Genomic DNA, 26,074 nt, shown 5'->3' on the forward strand with positions numbered 1-26,074 from the left:
CCGCCTTAACCCGTTGTTTACCGTAACATTGAAAAGTCAGGGCCGTAACCAGACGACCCGCGTGGAAATTTGTTTGTCTCTTCAACGAGACGCGGGCGGCTGAAGCGTCCGGCAAAGAGCCGGTCGCCAAACCGGACCAAAGCATGACATCGCACGGACAGTGGAGCGTTGACGGAATCGAACCGTCTGTCCGGGAAAGGGCGGAAGCCGCCGCGCGCCGTTCCGGTATGTCATTGAATGATTGGATGAATTCTGCCGTTGGTGGCCGCGATCCGGCGCCCCGGGAGGCTCAGGACGTCGCTGAAATCCATAGCCGGCTGGACGCCATCGCCCGGCAGGTCGAGCTGATTTCGCAGCCCATGACCAACGCGCCGCGTAACGAGCCCGGCGTCGCCCGGCAGCTCAATGACGCGATTTCCCGGCTCGACGCCCGGCTGTCGCAGATCACGAATCAACGCCCGGTCCAGCCATCGCGCGAGCCCACGTGGCAGGCGTCGCCGCCGCTCAGTCCGCCGCAAAACCCGCAGATGGAATTCTCGATCGCCGAGATCATCGCGCGACAGGGCGAACTGAATGGCGCGGCTTCGCAACGCGCCACAGCCCAGATGCCGCCACCGAGCTTTGTCGCCCCGATCGACACCCCGGCCGCGCTGGCGGTGGATTTTTCCGGCCTGGAACGCCAGCTCTCGGACATCACCAGCCAGATCCAGACGTTGCGCCGTCCCGACGGCATCGAGCAATCCATTGAGGCCTTCCGCAGCGAACTCGCTAAAATCCGTCAGGCCATCACCGAAGCGCTGCCGCGGCAGGCGATCGAATCGCTCGAAGGTGAAATCCGCTCGCTCGGCCGCAGGATCGATGAGACCCGCCATACCGGCATCGACAGCAACGCGCTGGCCGGAATCGAGCGTGCGCTGAGTGAAATCTACGGCGCGCTGCGCACGCTGACGCCGGCCGAACAGCTGGCTGGCTTCGACGAGGCAATCCGCAATCTCGGCGGCAAGATCGACTCGATCGTGCGTTCGAGCAGCGATCCCGGCACTATCAATCAGCTCGAAGAAGCGATTGCGGCCCTGCGCGCCATCGTCGCCAACGTCGCCTCGAACGAGGCGCTGGGGCAGCTTGCCGGTGACGTGCGCGCGCTCTCCGCCAAGGTCGACCAGCTTTCGCAGTCCGCGGGCAACGCCGACATCCTGTCGGCGCTCGAGCAGCGCATTGCGGTGCTGACCTCCGCGCTCGAACAGCGCGAGCGGCAACCGGCCGGAGATTCCAGCTATTTCGACAACGCGGTGCGGACCATTTCCGACCGCCTCGACAATCTGCAGGTCGGCAATGACAGTGCCGCGACCTTCAGCCATGTCGAACAGCGCGTCGCTCATCTGCTCGAACGCCTCGAGATGACCGAGGCGCGGCCCGGAAATCTCGGACAGATCGAACAAGGTTTGTCGGAGGTGTTGCGCCTGCTGCAGGAGCAGCGCGCGTCCGATGCCCAAGCCATGTCGCCCGGCCCGGCGATGATGGACCCGGCTCTTGTCGACACCATCAAGCGGGAGCTGTCCGACCTGCGCTACAGCCAGTCGGAAACCGATCGCCGCACCCAGGACTCGCTCGAAGTCGTTCACAACACGCTCGGTCACGTGGTCGATCGCCTTGCCCATATCGAAGGCGACCTGCGAACCGCACGCGCCTCGCAGGCTCCGTCCGAAGCCATGCGTCCGGCCTCGCCCCCACCCGCAGCATCGCGCCCTCAAGCCGCGCCGCGCGCAATGGCGCCGCAGCCACGCCCTGAATTGCCGAATCCCGCGCAGGCTCAGGTTTTTCCGACACAACGCCCGGCTGCCGATACGCCGTCGATGAAAGACGTCGTGATCCCGGCGGCTCGCTATGACACGACCGACGCCACGGCAATCCCAGCCCCGGCTGCCCGCCCTGCACCGGCGGCGCGGCTGCCGATCGATCCGGATCTGCCGCCCGATCATCCGCTCGAACCGGGCACCCGGTTGCAGCAGGGCCGGGGCGGGCCGAGCCCGGCCGAGCGCATCGCCGCCTCCGAGATCGCGCTGAGCGAAATCAAGACGCCGCCGCTCGAGCCGATCACATCGACGAATTTCATTCAGGCCGCACGCCGCGCAGCCCAGGCCGCAGCAGCCGCGCCCGCCACAGACAAGCCGAACCGGGTGACCGCGCTGAACGACGCCGCGCGCGCGGCCGCAAAGGCGCCCACCACCGCGTCATCGCCGGTCGCTTCGAAGATCCGCGCGTTGCTGGTTGGGGCAAGCGTCGTCGTCATCGTTCTCGGCACTGTGAAGATGGGAATGAACCTGCTCGCCAGCGGCGATCCGATGAGGTCGGAGCCCGCTGTCGAAACCAGCGTGCAGCCGCCGGCTGGTGCTCCCGCGCCGCAGAGCGACGCGCCGAAGCAGGACGAGACGCCGCAACAGCCGCGATCCGAAGCGCCGTCGATGACCTCGCCGACGCCGATCGGCAAGCAATCGATGACCGCCCCGCCGGTGCCTTATCTGCCGCCGCCCGATTCGGCGCCCGCCGCCCTGTCTGACGTGACCGGCTCGATTACAACGCCGCACAACTCCTCCAGCGACGCTCCAGCCTCGCCGGCATCGACCCAGGCTGCCGTGACCGATCAGTTGCCCGAGGCGATCGGCGGCCCGGTGCTGCGCGCTGCGGCACTGAAAGGCGACCCGCGCGCTGCCTACGAAATCGGACTGCGTTATGCCGATGGCAAAGGTGTCGCGGCAAATTACACCGAAGCCGCCAAATGGTATGACCGCGCGGCGCAGGGCGACGTCGTGCCGGCGATGTTCCGGCTCGGCACCCTTCATGAAAAGGGCCTCGGCACCACCAAGGACATGATTGCAGCCAAGCGTTACTACCTGCAGGCTGCCGAGCGCGGCAACGCCAAGGCGATGCACAATCTGGCCGTCATCGAGGCCGATGGCGGCAACAGGGGCCCGAACTACAAGGCCGCCTCGGAATGGTTCCGGAAGGCTGCCGAACGCGGTGTCGCCGACAGCCAGTTCAACCTTGGAATCCTCTACGCCCGGGGCATCGGCGTCGAACAAAACCTCGCCGAATCCTTCAAATGGTTCAGCCTCGCCGCAGCCCATGGCGATACCGACGCCGGCCGCAAACGCGATGACGTTGCAAAGCGACTCGATTCCCAGTCCCTCGCTGCCGCCAAGCTGGCGATCCAGACCTTCACACCCGAGAAACAGCCTGACGATGCCGTGAATGTCTCGGCTCCGGCCGGCGGCTGGGATGCCTCGCCGCGCAAAAGCGCCGCAAAGCCCGCTTCAGCCAAGAAAAGCGCGGCGCGTTAAGCACAATCATTCACCATTCCGCGCATCGTGATCGGCAGACGGCAAAAATCCGCGCGATCATCGAATCTTTAACCCACCCGCAGGCGATTTCGGCTAAGCAGAAGCGCGGCGCATGACCCCCGCAGATCAAGCGTCGCGGCCAATGCCCATGCCGCGAGGGGCGCTCTGTGTCTCGCGCAAGAACAGAAGTCGACGCGCGTGCAGTTGTTTCTTCCGATCGCCGACATTCCAGTCAACGTCTTCCTGATCCTCGCGCTCGGGGCTGCGGTCGGATTCGTGTCCGGCATGTTCGGAATCGGCGGCGGCTTCCTGATGACGCCGCTGTTGATCTTCATCGGCATCTCGCCGGCGGTCGCGGTCGCATCGGTCCCGAGCCACATGGCGGCATCGTCGTTCTCCGGCGCGCTGGCGTATTGGCGGCGGCGCGCCATCGATCCGATGATGGCCGCGATCCTTGGCTGCGGCGGCATCATCGGCACCGCAACGGGCGTCTGGCTGTTCGCGCTTCTGCGCTCGCTCGGACAACTCGACCTGATTATCGCGCTCTCCTACGTCGTGCTGCTGACCGTGGTCGGCAGCCTGATGTTCTGGGAAGGCACCCGCGCGATATTGCGCCTCAAGAGCAAGACCACGACGCTGACCCGCCGTGCCCGCGCGCAAGGCTGGATCCTCAGCATGCCGCTGAAGATGCGCTTCAAGCGATCCAAGATGTATCTGTCCGTGATTCCGGTTGTCGGCATCGGACTGTTCATCGGTTTTCTCGGCGCCATTATGGGCGTCGGCGGCAGCTTCCTGCTGATCCCGATCATGATCTATGTGCTGCGCATTCCGACCGGCACCGTGATCGGTACCGCGATGGTGCTGACGCTGTTCACGATGGTGTTTGCGACCCTGCTGCATGCCATAACCGACCAGTTGGTGGACGCTGTGCTGGCGCTGGTGCTGATGGTCGGCGGCGTCATGGGCGCGCAATTCGGGACCCGTGCGGGACAGAGGATCCGTGGTGAACATTTGCGGTTGTTGCTCGGGCTGCTGATCCTGTCGGTCGGCATCCGTTTCGCCGTGGAACTGGTGATCCAGCCGACAGATCTTTTTTCGATCGGTGAACTGCGAGCAGGCCAATGACGTATCGCTTGGTCCTGCTGTTTGCCTGCCTCCTGCTCGTACCCGCGGCCTGGACGGCTGCCCATGCCGAAAAGCTGATCGTCTCGGTGTCGAACCACCGTGTGACGGTCACGCCCAATTATTCCGGTGAAGAGCTGGTGCTGTTCGGCTCGGTCGAACGCGATGGAAAGACGGCGCAAACCCCGCCGCCCAATTACGACATCGTGGTCACAGTGAGCGGCCCCCGCGCCAACATGGTGACACGCCGCAAGCAGCGCGTTCTTGGCATCTGGGTCAATCGGGAATCGCGCGACTTCATCGAAGTGCCGGCCTATCTCGGCATTTTCGCCAACCGGCCGGTCAGTGCCATCGCGAGCCCCGATGTCCTGCGGCGTTTGCAGCTTGGTCTCCTTAATGTGACGCTGACACAACGCATCGGCCCCGACTACGCCGACGTGGTGCCGACCGATCCGTTCCGCAGCGCATTCATCCGGCTGCGTTCCGAGCACGCTCTCTATCGCGAGAGTCCGGGCGCGGTGACATTTCTGACCCCGACACTGTTCCGTACCGGAATTCCGCTTCCGGCAGCCGTTCCCATCGGCACCTATCAGGTCGACATCAAACTGCTTGCCAGCGGCGTTCTGGTGGCGAAAACGGAAACCGCGTTCGAGATCGTCAAGGTCGGCTTCGAGCAGTTCATTGCCAACTCCGCTCATCACCATGGCTGGCTCTATGGCATCGCCACGGCGATGATGGCGCTGATGACCGGATGGCTCGGCTCGGTGGTGTTCCGGCGCGACTGACTTCTATTGCAATACCGATTTCGGCCTTGCCGACCGCGTCACCAGATAGATCCCGAGCGCCACCGGCACGATGCCAAGCAGATCGCGCGTGGCGACATGCTCACCGAGAATGGCCCATCCGAATAGCATGCCGAGTGGCGGCATCAGGAAGTGATAGGCACTCGCGGCCGTCGCACCGAGCTCCGTCAGCAGATGAAACCACAACACATAGGCGACGATCGATCCCAGAATAACCAGGAACAGGAACGCGCCCACGAGCCGTGCACTCGGCACGATGTCGCTGACGCTCGAGAGCAAAAAGGCGAACGGCGCTACCGCGAGACCACCGGCGATGCTCTGGACGCCGCTGCCGATCAGAAGGCTGCCCTTCGGCGCCAGCACCTTGAACAGGATCGTACCCGCCACGATCGACAGCAGCGCACCTACCGAGAACGCGATGCCGACCGGACTATCACTGCCCGCCGCCATACGGTCGGCCACGATCCATGCCACACCGGCAACACCGAGCAACAGACCGGAAACCTTGCGCCAGGTGATCTGCTCGCCAAGAAACGCGGCCGCCAGCACCGCGGTGAACACCGGATTGGCGCTGACGATCAGCGCGTTCAGCCCGGCCGAAATCGTTTGCAGGCCGACATAGCCAAGCCCGAGATAAAGCGCATTGTTGGCGACGCCGATCACCGCGAAAGCGGCGACGTCGCGTCGCGACAGATTCCATTCGCTGCGACGGAATGCGCAAAAGCCGAGGATCAGCACGCCCGCAACCAGAAAGCGCGCGGTGAGCAGGATCAGCGGCGGGCAATCGGTGACACCGATCTTGCCGGCAACGAAACACGCACTCCAGATCAGACAGAATGCCACGACATACAGCGGCATGAGATTGGTCCGGGCGCGAGGCGCGGCCACGGGAACAGCGAGGGTCATGGGATGATCTCCTTCGCCCCTGATCTAGGCTCCCGCCTTGCTATTTGGAAATTAAATGATAAAATCAAACTCAGTGGAAAAGTAAATAGGTGCTGCAATGCTCGATCTCGACTTGCTGCGCAGTTTCGTAGCCGTGGTCGATGCCGGCGGGTTTACCCGTGCCAGCGAGCGCGTTCACCGCACGCAATCGACCGTCAGCCAGCAGATCAAGCGACTGGAAGACGATTTCGGTCGCGTCCTTCTCAATCGCAACGGCAAGACCATCACCCCGACCGAGGACGGCGAGCGGCTGTTATCCTATGCACGGCGGATTCTGTCGCTGGCGGAAGAAGCACGCGATGTGCTGGCGCGGCCGTCGAGCGAGGGCGCGGTGCGGCTTGGCATTCCGGAAGATTTCGCCGCCTATCGCCTGACCAAACTGCTCGCACGATTTGCCCGGTCACGGCCGGGCCTGCGCCTCGACGTTCGCGCCGACCAGAGCAAATATTTGCGGCGCGATCTGGAGCGCGGCGAACTCGACCTCGCGCTGCTCAAGCGCGATGCCGGCGAAAAAGGCGGCATCGCGGTGTGGCCGGAGCGCGTTCATTGGGTCACCAGCAAGACCAACCCGATCGACACCAAGGCCCATTCGGTGCCGCTGATCTTCTTCCCGACCGGCTGTCTCTATCGCGCCCGCGCGATCCACGCGATCGAATCGGCCGGCCGTGCATGGCACATGGCCTATACGAGTTCATCGCTGTCGGGCATTCAGGCCGCCGTCGCGGCGGGACTGGGCCTCAGCATCCTGCCGGACATTGCGATCCAGAATGATCACCGCACGTTGACGGCCAAGGACGGCTTCGCGCCGATCGACAGGACCGAGGTTGCGCTGGTCGCGGCGCCCGGCGCCAGCCCGGCAACACTGCGGCTGGCTGAGCGGTTGGCCGAATTCTGTAACGAAGTGCAGGCGAAGGCAGCGTAAGACTCCAGAACCGCACCGGTTAGACCATAATCAATCCTCATCCTGAGGAGCGACGTCTTCGTCGCGTCTCGAAGGATGAGGATTGGGACTCATGGTTCGAGATGGCGCCAACGCCTTCTCGCCATGAGGATCTGGTTACAATGTGCGCCTAATAACACCGCGCGGCGGCAATCGTATGCACGCGCCGGTCGCCGAGCACATGTGCGGTGAATTCGAGCGTCCGGAAAATGGCGGCGAAGGCTGCATCGCGAATACTCAAACCACCGGTGTAAGCTCCGAATGCCGGCATGATGGCCCGTTCGCCGTCACTGGCGAAACAGCGCCGCTCGACCGAACGCCCACGCGTCGTCACCCGCGCCTTGGGATGAAGATGACCGGCGATTTCACCAGCCACGCCGGTCGGCTCGTGGCGGAATACAATGGGACCGATGGCAACGTCCTCAGCAACCGTGCCTCCGATCTCGCGCGGCAGCGCCGGATCGTGATTGCCGGAAATCCAGATCCAGTCGCGGCCCGCCTGAAGGGCGGACAACGTACCGCGATCCTGTGGTGAAAGCCGCTGATGGGCATCGCCATCGTGAAAGCTGTCGCCAAGCGCAATCACACGGCGCGGGTTGTGGCGCGCGATCGCGGCACCGAGGCGCGTCAGCGTCGCCGCGGTGTCGAACGGCGGCAGCAGCACGCCCCGCATGGCAAAACTCGATCCCTTTTCGAGATGCAGGTCGGAGACGATCAGCAGGTGTTCGTCGTGCCAGTAGAATGCGCCGGACAGATCGACGACAAAATCGACGCCTGCGACCGACAGAAGGCGTGTCTCATGACGTGCGGCTAGCACTGTATCCGTCATGCCCGGCCTCGTGCCGGGCATCCACGTCTTCCTTGTAAATAACGACAAGACGTGGACGGCCGGGACAATCCCGGCCATGACCACACAGGAGATTCAGAGCAAGCCCAATGCATCTCTAGTCTCGCGTCATCGCCTCTTGCACAAGTTCCTCAGCAGCTTCCGCCAGCAACTCGTCCGAGGCCTCGCCATAAACCTGTTCGCGGCCGATTTCCAGCATCACCGGCACCGCCAGCGGTGAGACGTGATCGAGTTCCCGATGCATCACATGGGACTTGATTCGCACCAGCATATCGCTGAGCCGCCGCAAATCCAGCAGTCCGGTGGCGGCGTCGGCACGCGCGGCGCGCAACAGCACGTGATCCGGCTGGTGCTTGTGCAGAACGTCGTAAATAAGATCGGTGGAGAACAGCACCTGCCGCCGCGACTTTTCCTCGCCGGTGAATCGCCGGGCAATCAGGCCGGAGATGACGGCGCAGGTGCGGAACGTGCGCTTCATCAGCGCCGACTCGGCGAGCCACGCCTCAAGATCGTCGCCCAGCATGTCGGGATCGAACAACGCGTCGAGATTGAGCCGCCCTTGCCGGATCATCGATGACATGTCGCCGAGGCTCCACACCGCCAGCGCATATTCGTTGGCGACAAATCCCAGCGGCCGCGCCCCGGCACGCTCGAGCCGCCGGGTCAGCAGCATACCGAGCGTCTGATGCGCAAGGCGCCCTTCGAACGGATAGCAGACGAGATAATGCTTATTGGCGCGCGGAAAGGTTTCGACCACAAGTTCACGCGGACCCGGTATCCGTGAAAAATGCGCCTGCAGCGACAGCCATTCGCGAACCTGATCGGGCAACCCTTGCCATGCGCGACGATCCGCCAGCATCAGACGCACGCGCTCGGCCAGATAGGTCGAGAGCGGAAACTTGCCGCCCATATAGGACGGCACCTTGGCATCCGCATTGTTGGCACGCGACACATAAACCTGATCCTCGGCCAGTGCCTCGTAGCGCACCACTTCGCCGCCGAACACGAACGTGTCGCCGACCACCAGTCCTTCGATAAAGTACTCCTCGATCTGGCCGAGCATTCGGCCGCCTCGCGCCAATGCGCCGGTCGAGCCCGAACCGCTGCGCCGCGAGCGGACCAGCTTCACCTTGAGCATCGGCTCCTCGACGATGGTGCCGACGTTGAGACGATAACTCTGGCGCACTTTCGGATTCGCTACCCGCCAGCGGCCATTCTTGTCCTGCTTGATACGTGCAAACCGTTCGTAACTTTTCAACGCATAGCCGCCGGTGGCGACGAAATCGATCACGTCATCGAAATCGGTGCGCGGCAGGTCCGTGTAAGGCGCAGCGGTGCGCACTTCATCGTAAAGTTCGTCGGCGAGGAACGGCGCGCCGCAGGCGCAGCCCAGCACGTGCTGTGCCAGCACGTCGAGCGCGCCGGTGCGCAGCGGCGGCGTATCCTGCGCGTTCTCCGCAACAGCGTCGATCGCGGCGCGGCATTCCAGAACTTCGAAACGGTTGGCCGGGACCATCACCGCACGCGACGGCTCGTCCAGCCGATGATTGGCGCGGCCGATCCGTTGCATCATGCGCGAGGCGCCTTTCGGCGCCCCGACATTGATAACGAGATCGATATCGCCCCAGTCGATGCCGAGATCGAGCGATGAGGTGCAGACCACGCCGCGCAGTTTTCCCGCCGCCATCGCATCTTCGACCTTGCGCCGCTGCGCGACATCGAGCGAGCCGTGATGCAGGGCGATGGCAAGGCCGTAGTCGTTCATGCGCCACAGGTCCTGAAACAGCATTTCCGCCTGCGCGCGGGTGTTGACGAAAATCAGCGAGGTCTTGTTTCGCTTGATCAGATCGTAGATTTCACCGAGCGCATGGCGCGCCATATGTCCTGCCCACGGCAGCCGCTCGCGGGTATCAAGCATCTCCACGATCGGCGCCGCGCCGGCGTCGGCCACCACGAGATCGGCCATACTGATGCTGTCTTGAGTTTGCGGCACCAAATAGCGCCGCAGATCGGCCGGTTCAGCGACGGTCGCGGACAGTCCGATTGTCGTCACCTGCGGCGCCAGCTTCCACAACCGCGCCAGTCCCAGCGCGAGCAGATCGCCACGCTTCGACGTCACCAGCGCGTGCAGTTCGTCGAGTACAATCCGTTTGAGAGACGAAAACATGAATGGCGCATCGTCAGAGGACAGCAGCAGCGCGAGTTGCTCCGGCGTGGTCAGCATGATGTCCGGCGGATAGCGACGCTGGCGTTGCCGCCGAGACGCCGGGGTATCGCCGGTGCGGGTTTCGACCCGGATCGGCAGATTCATGTCGGTGATCGGCCGCTCAAGGTTGCGGGCAATATCGACCGCGAGCGCCTTCAAGGGCGAGATGTAGAGAGTGTGGAGACCGCGCGCCTGCGTCACGCCCCGGCCAGTCGACAGAAGCGTTTTAGTTTTCGCGGTGCCCGCTTTGGGCGGAAACCCCAATTCCACCAGCGTCGGCAGAAATCCGGCCAGCGTCTTGCCCGCGCCGGTCGGCGCGATCAGCAACGCCGAGCGATTGTCACGGGCCTTTTGCAACAGTTCGAGCTGGTGCACGCGCGGCGCCCAGCCGCGCGCCGCAAACCAGCGCGCGAAACTCTCGGGCAATTGCGAGGGCATGATCAGTTGGTCGGTCGCATCCACATCGCGAAGGTAGGGTGTGTGATCGAAGAGGTCGAGGCCTTACCTGCGTGCCACCACCACTAGGCCGGGAACCGGCTCGTGATGTTCGGTGCGGGTTGAGGCCGCAGACAGGCTGCATAGCTCAAGACCCGCCGCCGCAATCTGGTCGCGGAGATAATCCGGGGCATGGCAATAGCGCAGACCGGCACCCAGAATGACACCGGAGCCGCCATGGGTTTCCGTGGTGAAGGCGAAAATGCCGCCGGGCCGCAGGACGCGCGCGGCTTCCGTCATGAGCGGCGCAAGATCGCGCAGGTAGTTCACCGCATCGGCGGCAAGGACAAGATCGACACTGGCGTTCGGCTCGGCGCGCAATCCCTGCACCATGTCGGCAACATCGAGCCTTGTATAAAGGCCGGTGGTGCGTGCTTCTTCAATCATTCCCGGCGACAGATCGACGCCGATGAACTCGTCGACATTCGCGACGAATTCGCGGGCCGCGAGGCCCGTTCCACATCCGAGGTCAGCCGCCCGCTTGAAGGAAGCCGGGCGGCCAGTGCCATGGAAGATGCTGAGCACCGCCTTCAGCAATATCTCCGGGCCGCGATAGTTCAGTTCGCCGATCAGCGCCTTGTCGAAGCGGGGCGCATACTGGTCGAACAGCGTCCGCACATAGTCCGGCGGCATCTCCGAGAGTTCCAGCGCACCGAGCCGCATCAGCCGCAGCTTGGCACCATGCCGGTCCTCCGGTTCGGCCGCGCAGGCATAGCGATAGGCGTCGATCGCGCCATTGCACTCGCCGAGCTTTTCCCGCAGTTCGCCGAGCGCGAACCAAGCCGACGCGAAGCGAGGCGCCAGCTCCACCGCCTGCGCCATCAGATCGGCGGCGGCGGCGATATCGCCCCTAAGCTGAAAATCCCGCGCAAAGTCGTAACGCCGGTCTGCGATCAGATCGCCGGACGACAAGAATAGCGGGGCTGCCATGGGGTGGGCTCGAATGAGGTGAACGCCCACCTATATAGCGAAGATGCGTCCGCACGCCATCCTCAAACCTGTCGGGGCCGGTCTTTGTTGCCCGCCCGGTGGCTTCCATATCGACCCGGTTCGCCCCGTGGAGCGGGCGCTGATCACCCATGGCCATTCCGATCATGCCCGGCCCGGCCACGGCGCGGTGCTGGCGACCCAGGAAACCCTGGACATGATGCGGTTGCGCTACGGCGACAATTTCGCCGGCAGCACCCAGGCCGTTGCCTATGGCGAAACCGTCAGGCTCGGCGACGTCACCGCTACCTTTCATCCGGCCGGTCACGTGCTCGGCTCGGCGCAGATCGCAGTGACGAACGGCAATACCCGCATCGTCGCCTCCGGCGACTACAAGGACACGCCGGACCCGACCTGCGCGCCCTTTGAAGTGGTGCCATGCGATGTGTTCATCACCGAGGCGACGTTCGGCTTGCCGGTGTTCCGCCACAGCGACCCTGACGGCGAGATCGCAAAGCTCCTCGATTCGGTGGCGCTGTTTCCCGAACGCGCCCATCTGGTCGGCGCTTACTCGCTCGGAAAGGCGCAGCGCGTCATCGCGCTGATCCGCGCTGCCGGATACGACGCACCGATCTATCTTCACGGCGCGATGGAGAAGATCACCCGCTACTACGAGGCCTGCGGCATCAGGCTGGGCGAATTGCGGATGGCGAAAGGCATGACAAAGGCCGATCTGGCCGGAACCATCACACTTGCTCCTCCGGCCGCCATCACCGACATCTGGACGCGGCGGTTTCCCGATCCCGTGGCAGCTTTCGCGTCCGGCTGGATGCGGGTCCGCGCCCGCGCGCGACAGAAGGGAATCGAACTGCCGCTGGTGATTTCCGACCACGCCGACTGGGACGGGCTCACCGCCACCATCGACGCAACCGGCGCCGGAGAAATCTGGGTCACCCACGGACAGGAAGACGCGCTGGTCCATTGGTGCCAGAGCAAGGGCCTTAAAGCGCGCCCGCTCGACCTCGTCGGGTATGGCGACGAAGATGAGGCCGCGCTGACGCCGGGTGAGACCGGCGCATGAACCGCTTCGCGCAACTGCTCGATCGTCTGGCGTATGAACCCGGCCGCAACAACAAGCTGCGGCTGATCGTGAATTATTTTCGCGAGGTCGAAGACCCGGATCGCGGTTACGCGCTGGCGGCGCTGACTGGGGCGCTGTCGTTCCGCCACGCCAAGCCGGCACTGATCCGCGATCTGATTGCCGCGCGCGCCGATCCGGTGTTGTTTGCGTTGTCCTATGATTATGTCGGCGACCTGTCGGAAACCGTCGCGTTGATGTGGCCGACGGATGCACGCAAAACCAACTCTCCACCGCCTCCGACCCTCACCGAGGTCGTCATCACGCTGAATACACTCGGCAAGACCGAGATGCCGGCACAGCTCGCGCGCTGGCTCGACGAGCTTGATGAAACCGGACGCTGGGCCTTGCTCAAACTCGTCACGGGCGGTCTGCGCATCGGCGTCTCGGCGCGGCTCGCCAAGACGGCGGCAGCAGCGCTCGGCGGCAAGGACGCCCACGACGTCGAACTGATCTGGCCGGGATTGAAGCCGCCCTATCTCGATCTGTTCGCCTGGCTCGAAGGCCGTGCCGACCAGCCCGTCAATCTTGATCCCGCGCCGTTTCGCCCCGTAATGCTCGCGCATGCCATCGAAGAAACGGATTTCGCGTCGCTCGATCCAAAGGACTTCATCGCCGAATGGAAATGGGACGGCATCCGCGTGCAGGCGGTCAGCGGCCGCAATGAGCATGGCGACATCGTCGCGCGGCTTTATTCACGCACCGGCGAGGACATCACCAAGAGCTTTCCCGATCTGGCGCCATCGCTACGCCTGCCCGGCGCGATCGACGGCGAATTGCTGGTGCTGCGCGACGGCCGTGTGCAAACCTTCAACGTGCTGCAGCAGCGCCTCAACCGCAAGACCGTGACGCCGAAGCTGATGAAGGACTACCCGATCCATCTGCGCGCCTACGATCTGCTTGACGATGGCGCTGATGATTTGCGCACGCTTCCCTTTGAGCAGCGCCGCGCGCGGCTCGAGACGTTCATCGCAAATCTCAACGATCCGCGTATCGACCTTTCACCCACTGTGCCGTTCACGACGTGGACAGATTTAACCGCCGCACGCGCCGACCCGAAGAAGGCCGGTGCAGGCGAGGACGCTGAGGCGGTCGAAGGCGTGATGCTGAAGCGCCGTGACACGCCCTATCTGCCGGGCCGGCCGAAGGGCCAATGGTGGAAGTGGAAGCGCGATCCGCACATCATCGACGCGGTTTTGATGTACGCGCAGCGCGGCCACGGCAAGCGCTCGTCATATTATTCCGATTACACTTTCGGCGTCTGGACGACAGGCGACGACGGCGACCAGCTCGTGCCGGTCGGCAAGGCTTATTTCGGATTTACCGATGACGAACTGATCCAGATCGACCGCTTCGTCCGCCGTAATACCAGCGAGAAATTCGGACCCGTCCGCCACGTGGTGCACGAACCGGATCAGGGACTGGTGTTTGAAGTGGCCTTCGAAGGATTAGCACGTTCGACGCGGCATAAATCCGGCGTCGCGATGCGCTTTCCGCGGATCAATCGCCTGCGCTGGGACAAGCCGCCCGGTGAGGCCGACCGGCTGGAAACGCTGGAACGGATGCTGAAGGCAGAGAGCGAAACGCCGGACGGCGAACTGGAGATCGCGAAGGATTGAGATCGCCGACACAACGGCGACAAATATCTCATACGGAAGCGCTTGCGCTTTTGCACAATGTCATGCCCGGCCTTGTGCCGGGCATCCCGCTTGGGGGTCGCAGTGTGCCTCACGAATCGGGATGGCCGGGACATAGGCGAGCGAAAGCAACGCCGTTCTTCGAACGGCTATGCCCGTCCACGACAAACATATACTTTCACAGCGAGTGAACGCATCACCACAGTTTGTGCCTGGCCCGCAATTCCTCGACCTGCTCCGGCGTCAGCGGTCGCGTCTTCTTGTCCTGCAACAGCAGAAACAACCGCGCGGTTTCCTCGAGCTCTTCGGTGGCGTAGGTCGCGTTTTCGAGCGAGGTACCCGCGACTACCGGCCCATGATTGGACAACAGCACCGCATGATGGTCGCCAGCGAGCTTTTCGACCCCGCGCGCGAGCTGATCGTCGCCCGGCGGATAATACGGCACCAGCGGCAGGCGGCCGACGCGCATCACATAGTAAGCGGTAAGCGGCGGCAGACAATCGTGATGGTCGATGCCGTGCAAGCATGACACCGCCACCGAGTGGGTCGAATGAAGATGCACCACCGCGCGGGCCTCGTCGCGCTGGCCGTACATCGCACGATGCAGGAAAGCTTCCTTGGTCGGCGCATCGCCGCTCATGAGTTTGCCCGCGGCATCGAGCTTCGACAACCTCGCCGGATCGAGATCGCCGAGCGACGCGTTGGTCGGCGTCATCAGCCAGCCGCCATCCGGCAGGCGCACCGAAATGTTGCCGGTGGAGCCGAAAGTCAGCCCGCGCTGGAATAGCGATGCGCCGGTGCGGCAGATTTTTTCGCGGATTGTAGTCTCGGTCATGGTGCGCTCACGATAGCCGATCCCATGCTTTCAGGAAGAAATCTTCCGCGCCAAAATTGCCAGACTTCAATGCCAGCGCCATGTCGATGCCGGCGATGCTGCGGGTCCATGGCACGCCGGGATCGATCTCCGGGCCAATCGTCAGCACGTCGGCACCCAGTGCCTGCACCACCGCACCCGACGTCTCGCCGCCCGCAACGATCAGGCGCGTCACGCCACGTTCCGGTAGCGCCGCCGCGATCTCGCCGAGCAGGTGCTCAATCAGTGTGCCGGCCTTGTCGCGGCCGAGACGTTCCTGCACTTGGCGCACCGCATCCGGATCGTCGCTGGAATAAACCAGAAACGGCTTGTCCTCTGGCTGCGCATCGATCCATTGCAGCGCCTGATCTTTGGTTTGCACACCGTCCGCGACCGACAGCGGATCGATCCGCAGATGCGGTACGCCGGCGTCGATCGCTGCCTTCACCTGCCCGCGTGTCGCCGCTGAGCACGAGCCCGCCAGAATCGCCTGCCGTCCTTTCGGCGCCGCCATCTGCGTCGGTGGCGGCGTCAGTTTCGCGATCAGGCTAGCGTCAAGATAGGCCGCCGGCAGTCCCATCGCGACGCCGGAGCCGCCGGTGATCAGCGGCAGATGCGCCAGCGCTGCGCCGATGGTCCGCAGATGCACGTCCGCCACCGCATCGACGATGAAGATTTTTTCAGACGACGATTTTTGGTCGAATGCCGCGCGCAGCGTATCTGCACCCGCCTCCACCGCATCGTAAGCCAGCAGTCCGACCGGCAGCGCCGTCTGCCGCTGAAGCACGCGCACCAGATTGGCATCGCGCATCGGCGTCAGTGGATGATCCTTCATCGGACTTTCGTTGAGCGGCACACCGTTGACGAACAGATTTCCGGCATAAATGGTGCGGCCGGCTTTCGGAAATGCCGGGCAGGCAATGGTCGCGCCGCCACCGACGAAGCCGAGCAACGCCTCCGCCACCGGCCCGATATTACCCTTGTCGGTCGAATCGAAGGTCGAGCAGTATTTGAAGAACAGCCGCTGCGCGCCGAGCTTGCGCAGCACCTTTGCCGCATCGAGCGATTGCGTCACCGCGTCCGCCGCAACGATGGTGCGCGATTTCAGCGCCACCACGACGGCATCGACCTCCGACACATCGAGATTTGCCGGTGGCAGACCGGTGGATTGCACCGTGCGCAATCCTTCGCGCGTCAGCATCAGCGCCAGATCGGTCGCGCCGGTGAGATCGTCGGCAATGCACCCGAGCAGCATGTCAGGCCCTCGCGCGGGTGAACCAGGTCAGCCCCGCTTTGGTTTCCCCTGCAGGACGGTACTCGCAGCCGACAAAACCTTTGTAGCCGAGGCGATCAAGGGTCGCGAACACACGCGCGTCGTCCAGTTCGCCGGTGCCCGGCTCGTTGCGGCCCGGCACCGAGGCGGTCTGAATATGACCGATGATCGGCATCATTGCCTCCAGTCCGCGAATTACGTCGCCATGAATGATCTGGCGATGATAGATATCGAACTGCAGTTTGAGATTGGGGCGATTGAGCCGCTTCACGATCTCGGCAGCGACGTCGAAATTGTTGAGGAAGTATCCCGGCACGTCGCGCGGGTTGATCGGCTCGATCACGATATCGAGGCTCGCTGCCTGCGCCTTGTCGCAGGCGAACAGGACCGCGCTCTCGTAAGCCGACTTCGCCGCCGGATCGCCGGCTTGCGCGATGCCGGCCATCACATGCAGGCGCTTCACGCCGGTCGCTTTCGCATACACCAGTGCGGTATCGATCGAGGCCTCGAATTCGGCGCGCCGCGCCGGGAACGCCGCCAGTCCGCGCTCGCCGCCTTCCCAGTTGCCGGGCGGGCAGTTGAACAGCGCCTGTTCGAGCTTGTGCTGCTTCAGCCGCGCCGCGATCTCGTCCGGCTTGTGATCGTAGGGAAACAGAAACTCGACAGCATCGAAGCCGGCGTCCGCCGCAGCACCGAAGCGATCGAGAAACGGCACCTCGGTGAACATCATCGAGAGATTGGCGGCAAAACGCGGCATCTGGCGAATCCTTCCTTCGGCTTTTTATTATTGAGCTTTTCTTTTCAGTTCTTTTTCGCGGGCAACTCCACGCCGGTGACTTGCGCGTAAAGCCGCGCCACCGACGAATCGTCGTCCTTCGCCATGCCGGCCGCCGCCGTCATCAGGAACATCTGCAACGCGGATGAGGCAATCGGCGTCGGGAATTTCTGCGACCGCGACATGTCATTGATGATGCCGAGATCCTTGGTGAAGATTTCCACAGCGCTGCGCGGAGCGTAGTCGCCGTCCAGCACGTGCGGCATCCGGTTTTCGAACATCCAGGAATTACCGGCCGATGCGGTGATCACCTCATACACCTTGGCGATATCGAGCCCGAGCCGTTTGGCGAACACCAGCGCTTCGGAAGCTGCCGCGATGTGCACGCCGGCGAGCAGCTGATTGACCATCTTGAACGACGCACCGATGCCCGGCTCGTCGCCGAGGCGATAGATGTTCGCGGCCATCGCGGCGAGTGCCGGCTCAACCTTGGCCATTGCCGCTGGTGCGCCCGACGCCAGCACCGTCAGAGCGCCTTCGGCCGCGCGCTGCGCACCGCCGCTGATCGGGGAGTCAATAAAGAGAAGCCCCTTCGCCTCGGCAGATGCCGCCAGCGCACGCGCACGTTCCGGCGCCATCGTCGCGCACGACATGATCGCCGCGCCTTTCGTCATCGCCTCCGCAACGCCGTCGGCTCCGAACAGCACCTGCTCGGTCTGGTCGGCGTTGACCACCACAACCACGACGATGTCGGCGCCTTTAACAGCCTCCCGCGCCGAAGCCGCCGCCTGCCCGCCATGCTCGGCGGCGAACCGCGCTGCCACCTCCGGCCGCACGTCATAGGCGCCGACGTCAAAGCCTTTCCGCCGCAGGGACACGGCCATGCCGTACCCCATAGAACCAAGCCCGATGACCGCCATTTTCGGCGGAACGTGAGAAGAACTGGCCATTTCCTGAAATCTCGCAGCGCAGAAGGAGGGACGTTGCGAGACAGTTTAACTCCTCCCGCGACGACAATGCCAGCGCCGCGCAAAGCGGACAAAATCCCCCGCCCGCGCTGGTGCGATGCTTGACGTTTATTCGTTTTCCCACCACTTGCGTGATAGGGTGCGTGCAGCGCACCAATGCCAGGAGACGGGAATGCCGGACGACGTGAGAGAATTGCCCGCGCGGGACGACCAGTGGTCCCGTTTTCTCGGCGGTTCGCCGATGGGCGTGCTGTTGCGCCTGATCGCGATGTCGATCCTCGTCGGCGTCGTGCTGGCCGCGATCGGCTTCGACCCGTGGAACATCGTCGCCAGCATCCGCCGGCTGTTCGAATGGATCTGGAATCTGGGCTTCGACGCCATTAACGGCCTGTGGCGCTACTTCCTGCTCGGCGCCGTCATCGTGGTGCCTATCTGGCTGATCTCGCGGTTGTTCGGCGCCAACCGGCCGCGCTGATTGAGCAAACCTTATGAAGTGACGACGGGGCGGGTTTTCGCCATCGCCGCCCCGGCGATGCTGGCCAACCTCACGACACCGTTTCTCGGCATCGTGGCGACGGCGGCTGTCGGCCGGCTGGGCGAACCGCATCTGCTCGGCGGCGTGGCGGTCGCCTCGATCATTTTCGACTGCGTGTTCTGGCTGTTCGGCTTCCTGCGCATGGGCACAGTGGCCTTCACCGCGCAGGCCGTGGGCGCGCATGACGCGGTCGAGATACGGGCGACGCTGGCGCGCGCGGTCCTGATCGCCGCGGTCATCGGCCTTGCGAACATCGCCGTTCATGTCCCGCTCGGATCGGGGCTCCTCGCTCTGATGGGCGGTAGCGACGCCGTCACCGGCGCGGCCCAGACTTATTTCACGATTCGCATCTGGTCAGCGCCGTTCGTGCTGGCCAACTACGTGATGCTCGGCTGGCTGATCGGCCAGGCGCGAACCCCCACCGCGCTCGCGCTCCAGGTCCTCATCAATGTCACCAACATGGCGCTGACCGCCTGGCTGGTGCTCGGAGCGGACTTCGGTATCGCCGGTGCCGCGATCGCCGCCGTGATGGCGGAAGCAACGGGCTTTGCCGCCGGCGCGATCGTGGCGTGGCGCAACCTCGGCGGCCGAATCGGCGTCCCCGCCGCATTGCTGTTCGACCGTGAAAAACTTTTCCATATGCTCGCGGTCAATCGCGACATCATGATCCGGACCGCGGCGCTGATCGCAGCCTTCCTGTTCTTCACCGCGCAAGGCGCACGCGCCGGGGACGACGTCCTCGCCGCCAATGCCGTACTGAACAATTTCATTCTGATCGGTTCGTTCTTTCTCGACGGTCTTGCGACGGCCGCCGAACAGCTCTGCGGCCGCAGTGTCGGCGCGCGCGACAAGACCGGCTTCCTTCAGGCGGTCCGGCTGGTGACCGCGTGGGGATTCGTATTCGGCCTTGCCGTGACACTGATCCTGACATTGGCCGGTGCGCCGCTGATTGATCTCATCACCACCAGTCCGGAGGTTCGCAGCGCGGCGCGCGATTTCATGTGGCTGGCCGCGCTGGCGCCGGTGTGCGGCGTCATGGCCTATAGTTACGACGGAATTTATATCGGCGCGACGTGGACAGCGGCGATGCGCAACCTGATGATCGCATCGTTCGCGATCTATCTCGCCGTCTGGTGGCTGTTGCAGCCGCTTGGCAACAACGGCCTGTGGGCAGCGCTGCTGACGTTCCTGATAGCGCGCGGACTGTTGCAGGCCGTGCGCTGCCCCGCATTGATGCGCGCGACGTTTCGCTGATCGTCGCAGGGCCGGGTCAGACCGGCCAGTCCTCCGCGGTGATCTGCGCCGCATCCGCGCCGACGATTTCCGACAGCGAGTCGCGTCCGGTCCGCAGCAGCGTGGACACCAGATCCGCCTTGATGTCGTCGACCAGTCCGAGGCCCTTGTAGACCAGCGACGAATAGAGCTGGACCAGGCTGGCACCGGCACGGATTTTCATCAATGCCGCGCCTCCGGTGTCGATACCGCCAACGCCGATCAGCGGAAACTTGCCCTCCGCGCGGACATAGGTTTCGGCCACCATGCGGGTCGACAGCCGCAGCAGCGGCCGGCCGGAGAGCCCGCCCTGCTCCTTCGCTTTTGCCTGCTCACGCAATGTCGACGGCCGCGCCAGTGTGGTGTTGGCGACGATCATGCCGTCGACACCGCGCGCGCGCGCGACGTGAACCACATCGTCGAGCTCCTGCAAGGTCAGATCCGGCGCGATCTTGAGCAGCACCGGCGAATCGCCGGCATTAACCCGGACCCGTTCACGCGCCTCGATCACTCGCGCCAACAAATCGTCGAGCGCCGCCGACTGCTGCAAATTGCGCAGGCCCGGCGTGTTGGGTGACGAAACATTGACGGTGAAATAGCTCGCCACCGGAGCGAGCAGTTCGATCAGTTTGACGTAATCGGCCGTCCGGTCGGCTGAGTCCTTGTTGGCACCGATGTTGACGCCGACGATGCCACCAAGATTCGCACGCATCGCCAGCCGCCGCAGCACCACGTCGCCGCCGTCATTGTTGAATCCCATCCGGTTGATGATCCCGGAATCCTGCTCCAGCCGGAACAGGCGCGGCCGCGGATTGCCGGCCTGCGGCAGCGGCGTGACCGATCCGATTTCGACAAAGCCGAATCCCAGCCGCAGCAACGCATCCGGCACTTCGGCGCTCTTGTCGAAACCCGCGGCCATGCCGATCGGATTGGGAAAATTCAGCCCGAAAGCGCGGACCGCGAGTTTGGGATCGTCGGGACGCGCCTTCGTCATCGGCAACATCCGCAATCCGTTGATCGCAAGCCGATGGGCATCTTCCGGATCGAAACACCGCAGCAGCGGCAAGGTGAAAGCGTCGAACATCCGGATCACGGCGCCAGCTCCGGAATCGCGTGCGACCCGTCGGCGTGTGCGGTCAGTTCCGTCACGCCGGTCACCGCGCCAAGGTCGAGATCGCCGTAAAGATGCGGAAACAGATCGCCGCCGCGCGACGGTTCCCAGACCAGTGCCTTGCCCAGGGCCTGCGCATCAACCGCCACCAGAAACAGTCCGGTCTGGCCAGCGAAATGCTTCGCCGCGGTGCCAGCCACCTGCGCCGCCGTGGAAAAATGAATGAAGCCGTCACGGGCATCGTCGACACTGCCGCGGTACACGCCCTGTCGCTCGGCCTCGCGCCAGGCCGGGGCCGGGCAAATCTTGTAAATCGTGGTCACGGACCGGCGATTCCCGCTAGTTATTGGATTTGTTGCGATTTTTGGAACGTCGCGGGCGAACCGTATCGGCGGTCCCGGTCCACTTCAAGAGCGAGCTTGCGGCCATTGCGCCGATTGCGGAAATCGCCCCGTCAAGGTAATAATTCCTAGCTTGCTGACAAAATTCACCTCCCGGCCGGTCGCCGGACCAGCTTTCGGCCTCCCATGCTGACACATGACCAGATCTGGAATGCGCTCGACCGCCTCGCGGCCCGCGCCGGATTGTCGCCCTCAGCGCTCGCCAAGCGCGCCGGGCTCGATCCCACCACCTTCAACAAGTCGAAGCGCATCACGTCCGACGGACGCGAACGCTGGCCTTCGACCGAGTCGGTCGCCAAGGCGCTGGCCGCCACCGGCGTCAGCATCGACTCGTTCGTGCAGTACATCGAGAATTCGGCGCGCGCAGTGCAGGCTGTGCCGCTGCTCGGATTCGCGGAAGCCGGCAGCGGCGGCTATTTCGACGATGGCGGTTTTCCGGTCGGCAAGGGCTGGGATGAAGTCGGACTGCCGTCGGTGAACGACGAGCACGCCTATGCGCTGGAAATCTCCGGCGACTCGATGAAGCCGACCTATCGCGACGGCGATGTCATCGTGGTGTCACCCGGTGCGCCGATCCGGCGCGGCGATCGCGTCGTCGTCAAGACCAAGGCCGGCGAAGTGATGGTCAAGGAACTGCGGCGGCGGACGCAGAAGGTGATCGAACTGCAATCGCTCAATCCCGCCCATACCGATCGAACGCTGCCGACCGCCGAGGTGGAATGGATCGCGCGCATCGTGTGGGCGAGCCAGTAACGCGCCGCGTCAAGCCACCAGCGACACGACAACCGCGTTCAGCACCTTGGCCGCCTCGCGCGGATCGAGCCGCACCTGCAATCCACGCTGCCCGCCATTGGCCGCCGCGAGCTTCTTCATCGACACTTCGCAGTCAGAGGGAACGATCACGCAGACCGGCTTGCCATCGACCAGCGCCATCAGCGACTTCAGCACACGCGAGGGTGCCTCGCCGAGTGCTTCGGCCGCCTGCAGGCCGATCCGGTCGGCATTGCCGTCATACGCGTAGCTATGCACCGAGAAGGCGATACCCGCCTGCTCCAGCATCTTCGTCGCGCGCGTCACCTTGGACATGCGGATGTTCCCCGCCCGCAGCGCCAGACCTGAACCTAGCGCTTCAGCGCGCCGTCGATCATCGCGACCGCATTCGGCACGCCATAGACGGCGACGAACGAACCGAAGCGCGGGCCTTTCTCCTGCCCGAGCAGCACCTGATAGAGCATGTTGAACCAGTCGAGCGACACGCCGGGCCGGCCATCCTTGCCCGCCTTCTTGTGATCGAGGAACGGTTCGCGGCGGCCGATTTCATAGACCACGTTCTGGATGTCTTCGGCCGAGGCATCGTTCGGCAATCGCGACAACGCATCGCGCAAGTCCTGCAGCGCCACGCGTTCGCCCTCCGTCGGCTCGCGGAACGTCTTCGTAGGCGCCACGAAGTCGCGATAATAGTTGATCGCGTAGCCGACCAGCGCGTCGAGCTTCGGATGGGTTTGCGGCGTGACGCCGGGGCGATACCGTCCGATGAACCCCCACAGCGTCTCCGCATTTTCCGCGTTCGATGACGACACCAGCGTCAACAGCAACTGGAACGTCACCGGCATGTCGGCCTTCGGCGGATGTCCGGCATGGATGTGCCACACCGGATTGCTCAGGCGCTGCTTGCCGTCCTGGCGCGGATAGCCGTCGAGGAACTGCTGATAGTCGTCGACATTGCGCGGGATGACATCGAAATACAGCCGCTTGGCGGATTTCGGCTCGCGATACATGAACAACGACAACGATTCCGGCGAGGCGTAACGCAGCCATTCGTCGATGGTCAGGCCATTGCCCTTCGACTTGGAAATCTTCTGGCCCTTGTCGTCGAGGAACAACTCGTAGTTGAAGCCTTCCGGTGGTGTGCCGCCGAGCGCCGAGCAGATCTTGCCCGACAGCTTGACGGAATCGATCAGGTCCTTGCCTGCCATTTCGTAGTCGACGCCAAGCGCGACCCAGCGCATCGCCCAATCCGGCTTCCACTGCAGCTTGCAATGACCGCCGGTGACCGGAACGGTGATCCGTTCTCCGGTGTCAGGATCGTCATAGGAGACCGTGCCGGCCTTGGCGTCATGCGCGACGATCGGCACCTGCAGCACCACGCCCGTGCGCGGCGAAACCGGCAGGAACGGCGAATAGGTCGCGGCACGCTCCTCGCGCAGCGACGGCAGCATGATCGCCATCACCTTTTCAATGTTCGCCAGCATCTTCAGCAGCGTCGCGTCGAAACGGCCGGCCTTGTAGTACTCGGTCGAGGACGCGAACTCATAATCGAAGCCGAACGTATCGAGAAACGCACGCAGCCGCGCGTTGTTGTGCGCGCCGAAACTGGAATGCGTTCCGAACGGATCGCGGACCTGCGTCAGCGGCTTGCCGAGATCCTGCTCCAGCATTTCCTTGTTGGGCACGTTGTCCGGCACCTTGCGCAAGCCGTCCATGTCGTCGGAGAACGCCAGCAGCCTGGTCTTGATCTTGTCCTCGGTCAGCACGCGAAACGCGTGACGCACCATGGTGGTGCGCGCCACCTCGCCGAACGTGCCGATATGCGGCAGGCCCGACGGACCGTAGCCGGTTTCGAACAGCACCTCGTCCTTCGGCTTTTTCTTGAGCCGCGCGACAATCTGTTTGGCCTGCTCGAACGGCCACGCGTTGGATTGCTCGGCGAGCGCACGAAGATCGCTTGCGCTCATGTCGTTCAGGCTCAGGGACGTTTCAGTCGACATCAAAATCTCCGCGCCGTTTCCCGGCGCCCTTTCTCACATAAGTCTGCGCAGACTACGCAGTTCGCCGCGCAAGCCGCCAACCGGCCGCAACAATCGCAGCACCCAGAACCGCACAAACGATCACGAGGCCACCGGCATTCATCGCCACCTTGGCGTATCCCAGCGTCCCGGCATCGATGAAGGGATAAGGATAAAATCCGGAGACTTTACCCCGCACAAGGACCAGCAGCAGGTAGATCAGCGGATAGATCAGCCACAGCAGGGGATCGTACCACCGCAGGCCGGCCTTGCGCACGCAGGTCAGCCAGAACACCAGATACCCCACCGGCATCACATAATGAAGCGTGGTGTCGGCGATCCACTGAGCGCCTTGCGGCGCCCATAGATGGCGCAGCAGGGTGAAATAAGTGAGGCCGACCATCGCGATATAAACTGCGACCGCGGAACGCACGAACGGATGCACCAGCCACTCGTCCAGCGGGCGCTTGATTGCAAACGCCGTCAGCACAAGGCTCGCAAGAATGTTGGTCTGAATGGTGAAGTACGAGAAGAAGCGCACGTTGGCTTCAGCCAGCGACAGGCCGGAACTGCCATCGGCCGTGCGGATCAGCAGAACATATTGCAGCACCAATGCGCACCACCCGACCGCCGCCAGCGCGGCGGCGCCAGCCCTTTTCAGTCTCGCCGATCCGACAGGTCTGCTCATGATGTGTTCAGAACGGGCTGACGGAAAAATAGCGCAGCCACAGGTCGGTATAGCGGCCTTTTTCCCAGAGCCTGAACATCGCCCAGTTGATGGCCTGCCGCAATATGTCATTGCCGCGCTTGACGCCGATGCCGACGCCCTCGCCGAAATAGCGGCTTTCCACGAAAGGCCCGCCGCTGAACCCGCAGCAGTCACCGGAATCGGTGCCGCTGATCCAGAACGCTAGCGAGATCGCATCGCCGAAAATGAAATCGACCTCACCACGCCGCAGCGCCGAACGCAGCGCCTCGTCGTTGGGGAAACTGACGACCTGCGCGTCGGTGAATTGCGATTTCAGATAGGCCTCATGGGCCGACCCGGCGACGGCACCGACCTTCTTGCCTGACAGATATTCCGGCCGCACCTCGGGCATCACCGCATCGCGCCGGGACACGAAGCGCGCCGGCGCGCGATAGTAAGGATCAGTGAAATCGAGACGGGCGCGCGTCTGCGGCGTCACCGACATCGATGCGATCACCGCGTCGCCGCGATTGGCATTGATCGCGTCGACCAGCGTTTCGAAACGCCGCATCTGGATAGTGCAGGTGACCTTGATTTCCTCGCAGATCATCCGTGCCAGATCGACATTGAACCCGGCGGGATTGCCGTCGGGGCCGGTAAAATTGAACGGCGGATAGTCGGTCTCCGTAATGAAGCGGATACCGGTCAGCCGCGACAGATCGGGACGATCGGGGCGCCGCCGCGGATCCCAGAAACCTGGCACCGCCTGCGGCGCAACCTGTGCGCCGGGTTGTGAACCGGGTTTGACCGAAGCCGGTTGCGCGCGCGCCGCCGTGATCGCACCGGCCACCAGCAGGCCCGCGCACAAGGCTCCGAAAAAACGGGCAAGGGCGAGGCCGGACGATCGGATATTGCTGGGGGGCGCTATCTGTGGTTGCATCATGAGGGGCTTCCGCGAGGTCGTCTTATAGACCATCCGGAGGCAGACGCGAGTAGCGTTTGAGTGGTGGGGTG

Annotated in this window: 23 protein-coding genes; 9 read left to right on the forward strand and 14 right to left on the reverse strand. The window is 63.7% G+C overall.

Annotated features, from left to right (window positions below):
* Positions 1-143 precede the first annotated feature (143 nt).
* The 3 genes from ASC80_RS14370 to ASC80_RS14380 all read left to right on the forward strand — a co-directional run bounded on the left by ASC80_RS14370 (position 144) and on the right by ASC80_RS14380 (position 5,245).
* Positions 144-3,338 (forward strand): SEL1-like repeat protein, encoded by a 3,195-nt coding sequence (locus tag ASC80_RS14370; protein ID WP_056298265.1) that lies wholly within the window; start codon positions 144-146, stop codon positions 3,336-3,338.
* Positions 3,339-3,536: 198 nt separating this feature from the next.
* Positions 3,537-4,463, forward strand: coding sequence for a sulfite exporter TauE/SafE family protein (locus tag ASC80_RS14375; protein ID WP_056298268.1), 927 nt, complete (start codon positions 3,537-3,539; stop codon positions 4,461-4,463).
* Positions 4,460-5,245 (forward strand): TIGR02186 family protein, encoded by a 786-nt coding sequence (locus ASC80_RS14380; protein ID WP_056298270.1) that lies wholly within the window; start codon positions 4,460-4,462, stop codon positions 5,243-5,245. Before ASC80_RS14375 ends, ASC80_RS14380 begins: the two co-directional genes overlap by 4 nt.
* Before the next feature lie 3 nt (positions 5,246-5,248).
* On the opposite strand, the gene ASC80_RS14385 is transcribed toward ASC80_RS14380, so the two are convergent.
* The gene (locus ASC80_RS14385; protein WP_056298275.1) at positions 5,249-6,169 is read right to left on the reverse strand and encodes a DMT family transporter; all 921 of its coding nucleotides are present in this window, start codon (positions 6,167-6,169) and stop codon (positions 5,249-5,251) included.
* A gap of 97 nt (positions 6,170-6,266) precedes the next feature.
* On the opposite strand from ASC80_RS14385, the gene ASC80_RS14390 reads away from it, so the two are divergent.
* Positions 6,267-7,130, forward strand: coding sequence for a LysR substrate-binding domain-containing protein (locus ASC80_RS14390; RefSeq protein ID WP_056298278.1), 864 nt, complete (start codon positions 6,267-6,269; stop codon positions 7,128-7,130).
* A gap of 148 nt (positions 7,131-7,278) precedes the next feature.
* Here ASC80_RS14390 and pdeM read toward each other — a convergent pair whose 3' ends face one another.
* From pdeM to ASC80_RS14405, 3 genes are all read right to left on the reverse strand, one after another.
* Positions 7,279-7,977, reverse strand: a complete 699-nt coding sequence (gene pdeM, locus ASC80_RS14395) for a ligase-associated DNA damage response endonuclease PdeM (protein ID WP_056298994.1) — start codon at positions 7,975-7,977, stop codon at positions 7,279-7,281.
* A gap of 115 nt (positions 7,978-8,092) precedes the next feature.
* Positions 8,093-10,639, reverse strand: coding sequence for a ligase-associated DNA damage response DEXH box helicase (locus ASC80_RS14400; protein WP_056298997.1), 2,547 nt, complete (start codon positions 10,637-10,639; stop codon positions 8,093-8,095).
* Positions 10,640-10,702: 63 nt separating this feature from the next.
* Positions 10,703-11,626 (reverse strand): class I SAM-dependent DNA methyltransferase, encoded by a 924-nt coding sequence (locus ASC80_RS14405; RefSeq protein ID WP_056298279.1) that lies wholly within the window; start codon positions 11,624-11,626, stop codon positions 10,703-10,705.
* 43 nt (positions 11,627-11,669) lie between these two features.
* On the opposite strand from ASC80_RS14405, the gene ASC80_RS14410 reads away from it, so the two are divergent.
* Positions 11,670-12,704 carry a ligase-associated DNA damage response exonuclease gene (locus ASC80_RS14410; RefSeq protein ID WP_056298282.1) on the forward strand — a complete coding sequence of 345 codons (1,035 nt, stop codon included), beginning with the start codon at positions 11,670-11,672 and terminating at the stop codon, positions 12,702-12,704.
* Positions 12,701-14,380 carry a cisplatin damage response ATP-dependent DNA ligase gene (locus ASC80_RS14415; RefSeq protein ID WP_056298283.1) on the forward strand — a complete coding sequence of 560 codons (1,680 nt, stop codon included), beginning with the start codon at positions 12,701-12,703 and terminating at the stop codon, positions 14,378-14,380. Before ASC80_RS14410 ends, ASC80_RS14415 begins: the two co-directional genes overlap by 4 nt.
* Before the next feature lie 214 nt (positions 14,381-14,594).
* Here ASC80_RS14415 and otnC read toward each other — a convergent pair whose 3' ends face one another.
* From otnC to ltnD, 4 genes are read right to left on the reverse strand one after another with little or no spacing between them, the layout of a single operon-like run.
* Complete coding sequence (gene otnC / locus ASC80_RS14420; protein WP_056298285.1) at positions 14,595-15,233, reverse strand: 3-oxo-tetronate 4-phosphate decarboxylase; 639 nt, start codon at positions 15,231-15,233, stop codon at positions 14,595-14,597.
* Between the two features lie 7 nt (positions 15,234-15,240).
* The gene (otnK, locus tag ASC80_RS14425) at positions 15,241-16,506 is read right to left on the reverse strand and encodes a 3-oxo-tetronate kinase (RefSeq protein ID WP_056298287.1); all 1,266 of its coding nucleotides are present in this window, start codon (positions 16,504-16,506) and stop codon (positions 15,241-15,243) included.
* Between the two features lies 1 nt (position 16,507).
* A complete protein-coding gene (gene otnI / locus ASC80_RS14430; RefSeq protein WP_056298291.1) occupies positions 16,508-17,281 on the reverse strand; it encodes a 2-oxo-tetronate isomerase in 774 nt (257 codons plus the stop codon).
* A 44-nt stretch (positions 17,282-17,325) separates the two neighbouring features.
* Complete coding sequence (gene ltnD / locus ASC80_RS14435; protein WP_056298294.1) at positions 17,326-18,249, reverse strand: L-threonate dehydrogenase; 924 nt, start codon at positions 18,247-18,249, stop codon at positions 17,326-17,328.
* A 190-nt stretch (positions 18,250-18,439) separates the two neighbouring features.
* Here ltnD and ASC80_RS14440 point away from each other — a divergent pair, with 190 nt between their 5' ends.
* Together ASC80_RS14440 and ASC80_RS14445 are read left to right on the forward strand one after the other, a co-directional pair.
* A complete protein-coding gene (locus tag ASC80_RS14440) occupies positions 18,440-18,742 on the forward strand; it encodes a DUF6460 domain-containing protein (RefSeq protein WP_056298296.1) in 303 nt (100 codons plus the stop codon).
* A 57-nt stretch (positions 18,743-18,799) separates the two neighbouring features.
* Positions 18,800-20,056 (forward strand): MATE family efflux transporter, encoded by a 1,257-nt coding sequence (locus ASC80_RS14445; protein WP_056298998.1) that lies wholly within the window; start codon positions 18,800-18,802, stop codon positions 20,054-20,056.
* Positions 20,057-20,072: 16 nt separating this feature from the next.
* Here the strand turns inward: ASC80_RS14445 and ASC80_RS14450 are convergent, their stop codons facing one another.
* Both ASC80_RS14450 and ASC80_RS14455 read right to left on the reverse strand, forming a co-directional pair.
* Entirely contained in the window at positions 20,073-21,167 is a 1,095-nt protein-coding gene (locus ASC80_RS14450) for a quinone-dependent dihydroorotate dehydrogenase (RefSeq protein ID WP_056298300.1), read from the reverse strand.
* Positions 21,164-21,508 carry a DUF952 domain-containing protein gene (locus ASC80_RS14455; protein ID WP_056298303.1) on the reverse strand — a complete coding sequence of 115 codons (345 nt, stop codon included), beginning with the start codon at positions 21,506-21,508 and terminating at the stop codon, positions 21,164-21,166. Before ASC80_RS14455 ends, ASC80_RS14450 begins: the two co-directional genes overlap by 4 nt.
* Positions 21,509-21,712: 204 nt before the next feature.
* On the opposite strand from ASC80_RS14455, the gene ASC80_RS14460 reads away from it, so the two are divergent.
* Positions 21,713-22,339: a LexA family transcriptional regulator gene (locus ASC80_RS14460; protein WP_056298307.1), complete on the forward strand. Its 627-nt coding sequence runs from the start codon at positions 21,713-21,715 to the stop codon at positions 22,337-22,339.
* A gap of 9 nt (positions 22,340-22,348) precedes the next feature.
* Here the strand turns inward: ASC80_RS14460 and ASC80_RS14465 are convergent, their stop codons facing one another.
* From ASC80_RS14465 to ASC80_RS14480, 4 genes are read right to left on the reverse strand one after another with little or no spacing between them, the layout of a single operon-like run.
* Positions 22,349-22,672 (reverse strand): YbaK/EbsC family protein, encoded by a 324-nt coding sequence (locus tag ASC80_RS14465; RefSeq protein WP_056298310.1) that lies wholly within the window; start codon positions 22,670-22,672, stop codon positions 22,349-22,351.
* A gap of 35 nt (positions 22,673-22,707) precedes the next feature.
* Positions 22,708-24,354, reverse strand: a complete 1,647-nt coding sequence (locus ASC80_RS14470) for a lysine--tRNA ligase (protein ID WP_056298313.1) — start codon at positions 24,352-24,354, stop codon at positions 22,708-22,710.
* A 52-nt stretch (positions 24,355-24,406) separates the two neighbouring features.
* Entirely contained in the window at positions 24,407-25,060 is a 654-nt protein-coding gene (locus ASC80_RS14475; RefSeq protein WP_056298316.1) for a Pr6Pr family membrane protein, read from the reverse strand.
* Positions 25,061-25,067: 7 nt separating this feature from the next.
* Positions 25,068-26,000 carry a transporter substrate-binding domain-containing protein gene (locus tag ASC80_RS14480; protein ID WP_056299000.1) on the reverse strand — a complete coding sequence of 311 codons (933 nt, stop codon included), beginning with the start codon at positions 25,998-26,000 and terminating at the stop codon, positions 25,068-25,070.
* Between the last annotated feature and the right edge of the window lie 74 nt (positions 26,001-26,074).

This window comes from Afipia sp. Root123D2 (assembly GCF_001425835.1).
Lineage (GTDB): Bacteria > Pseudomonadota > Alphaproteobacteria > Rhizobiales > Xanthobacteraceae > Afipia.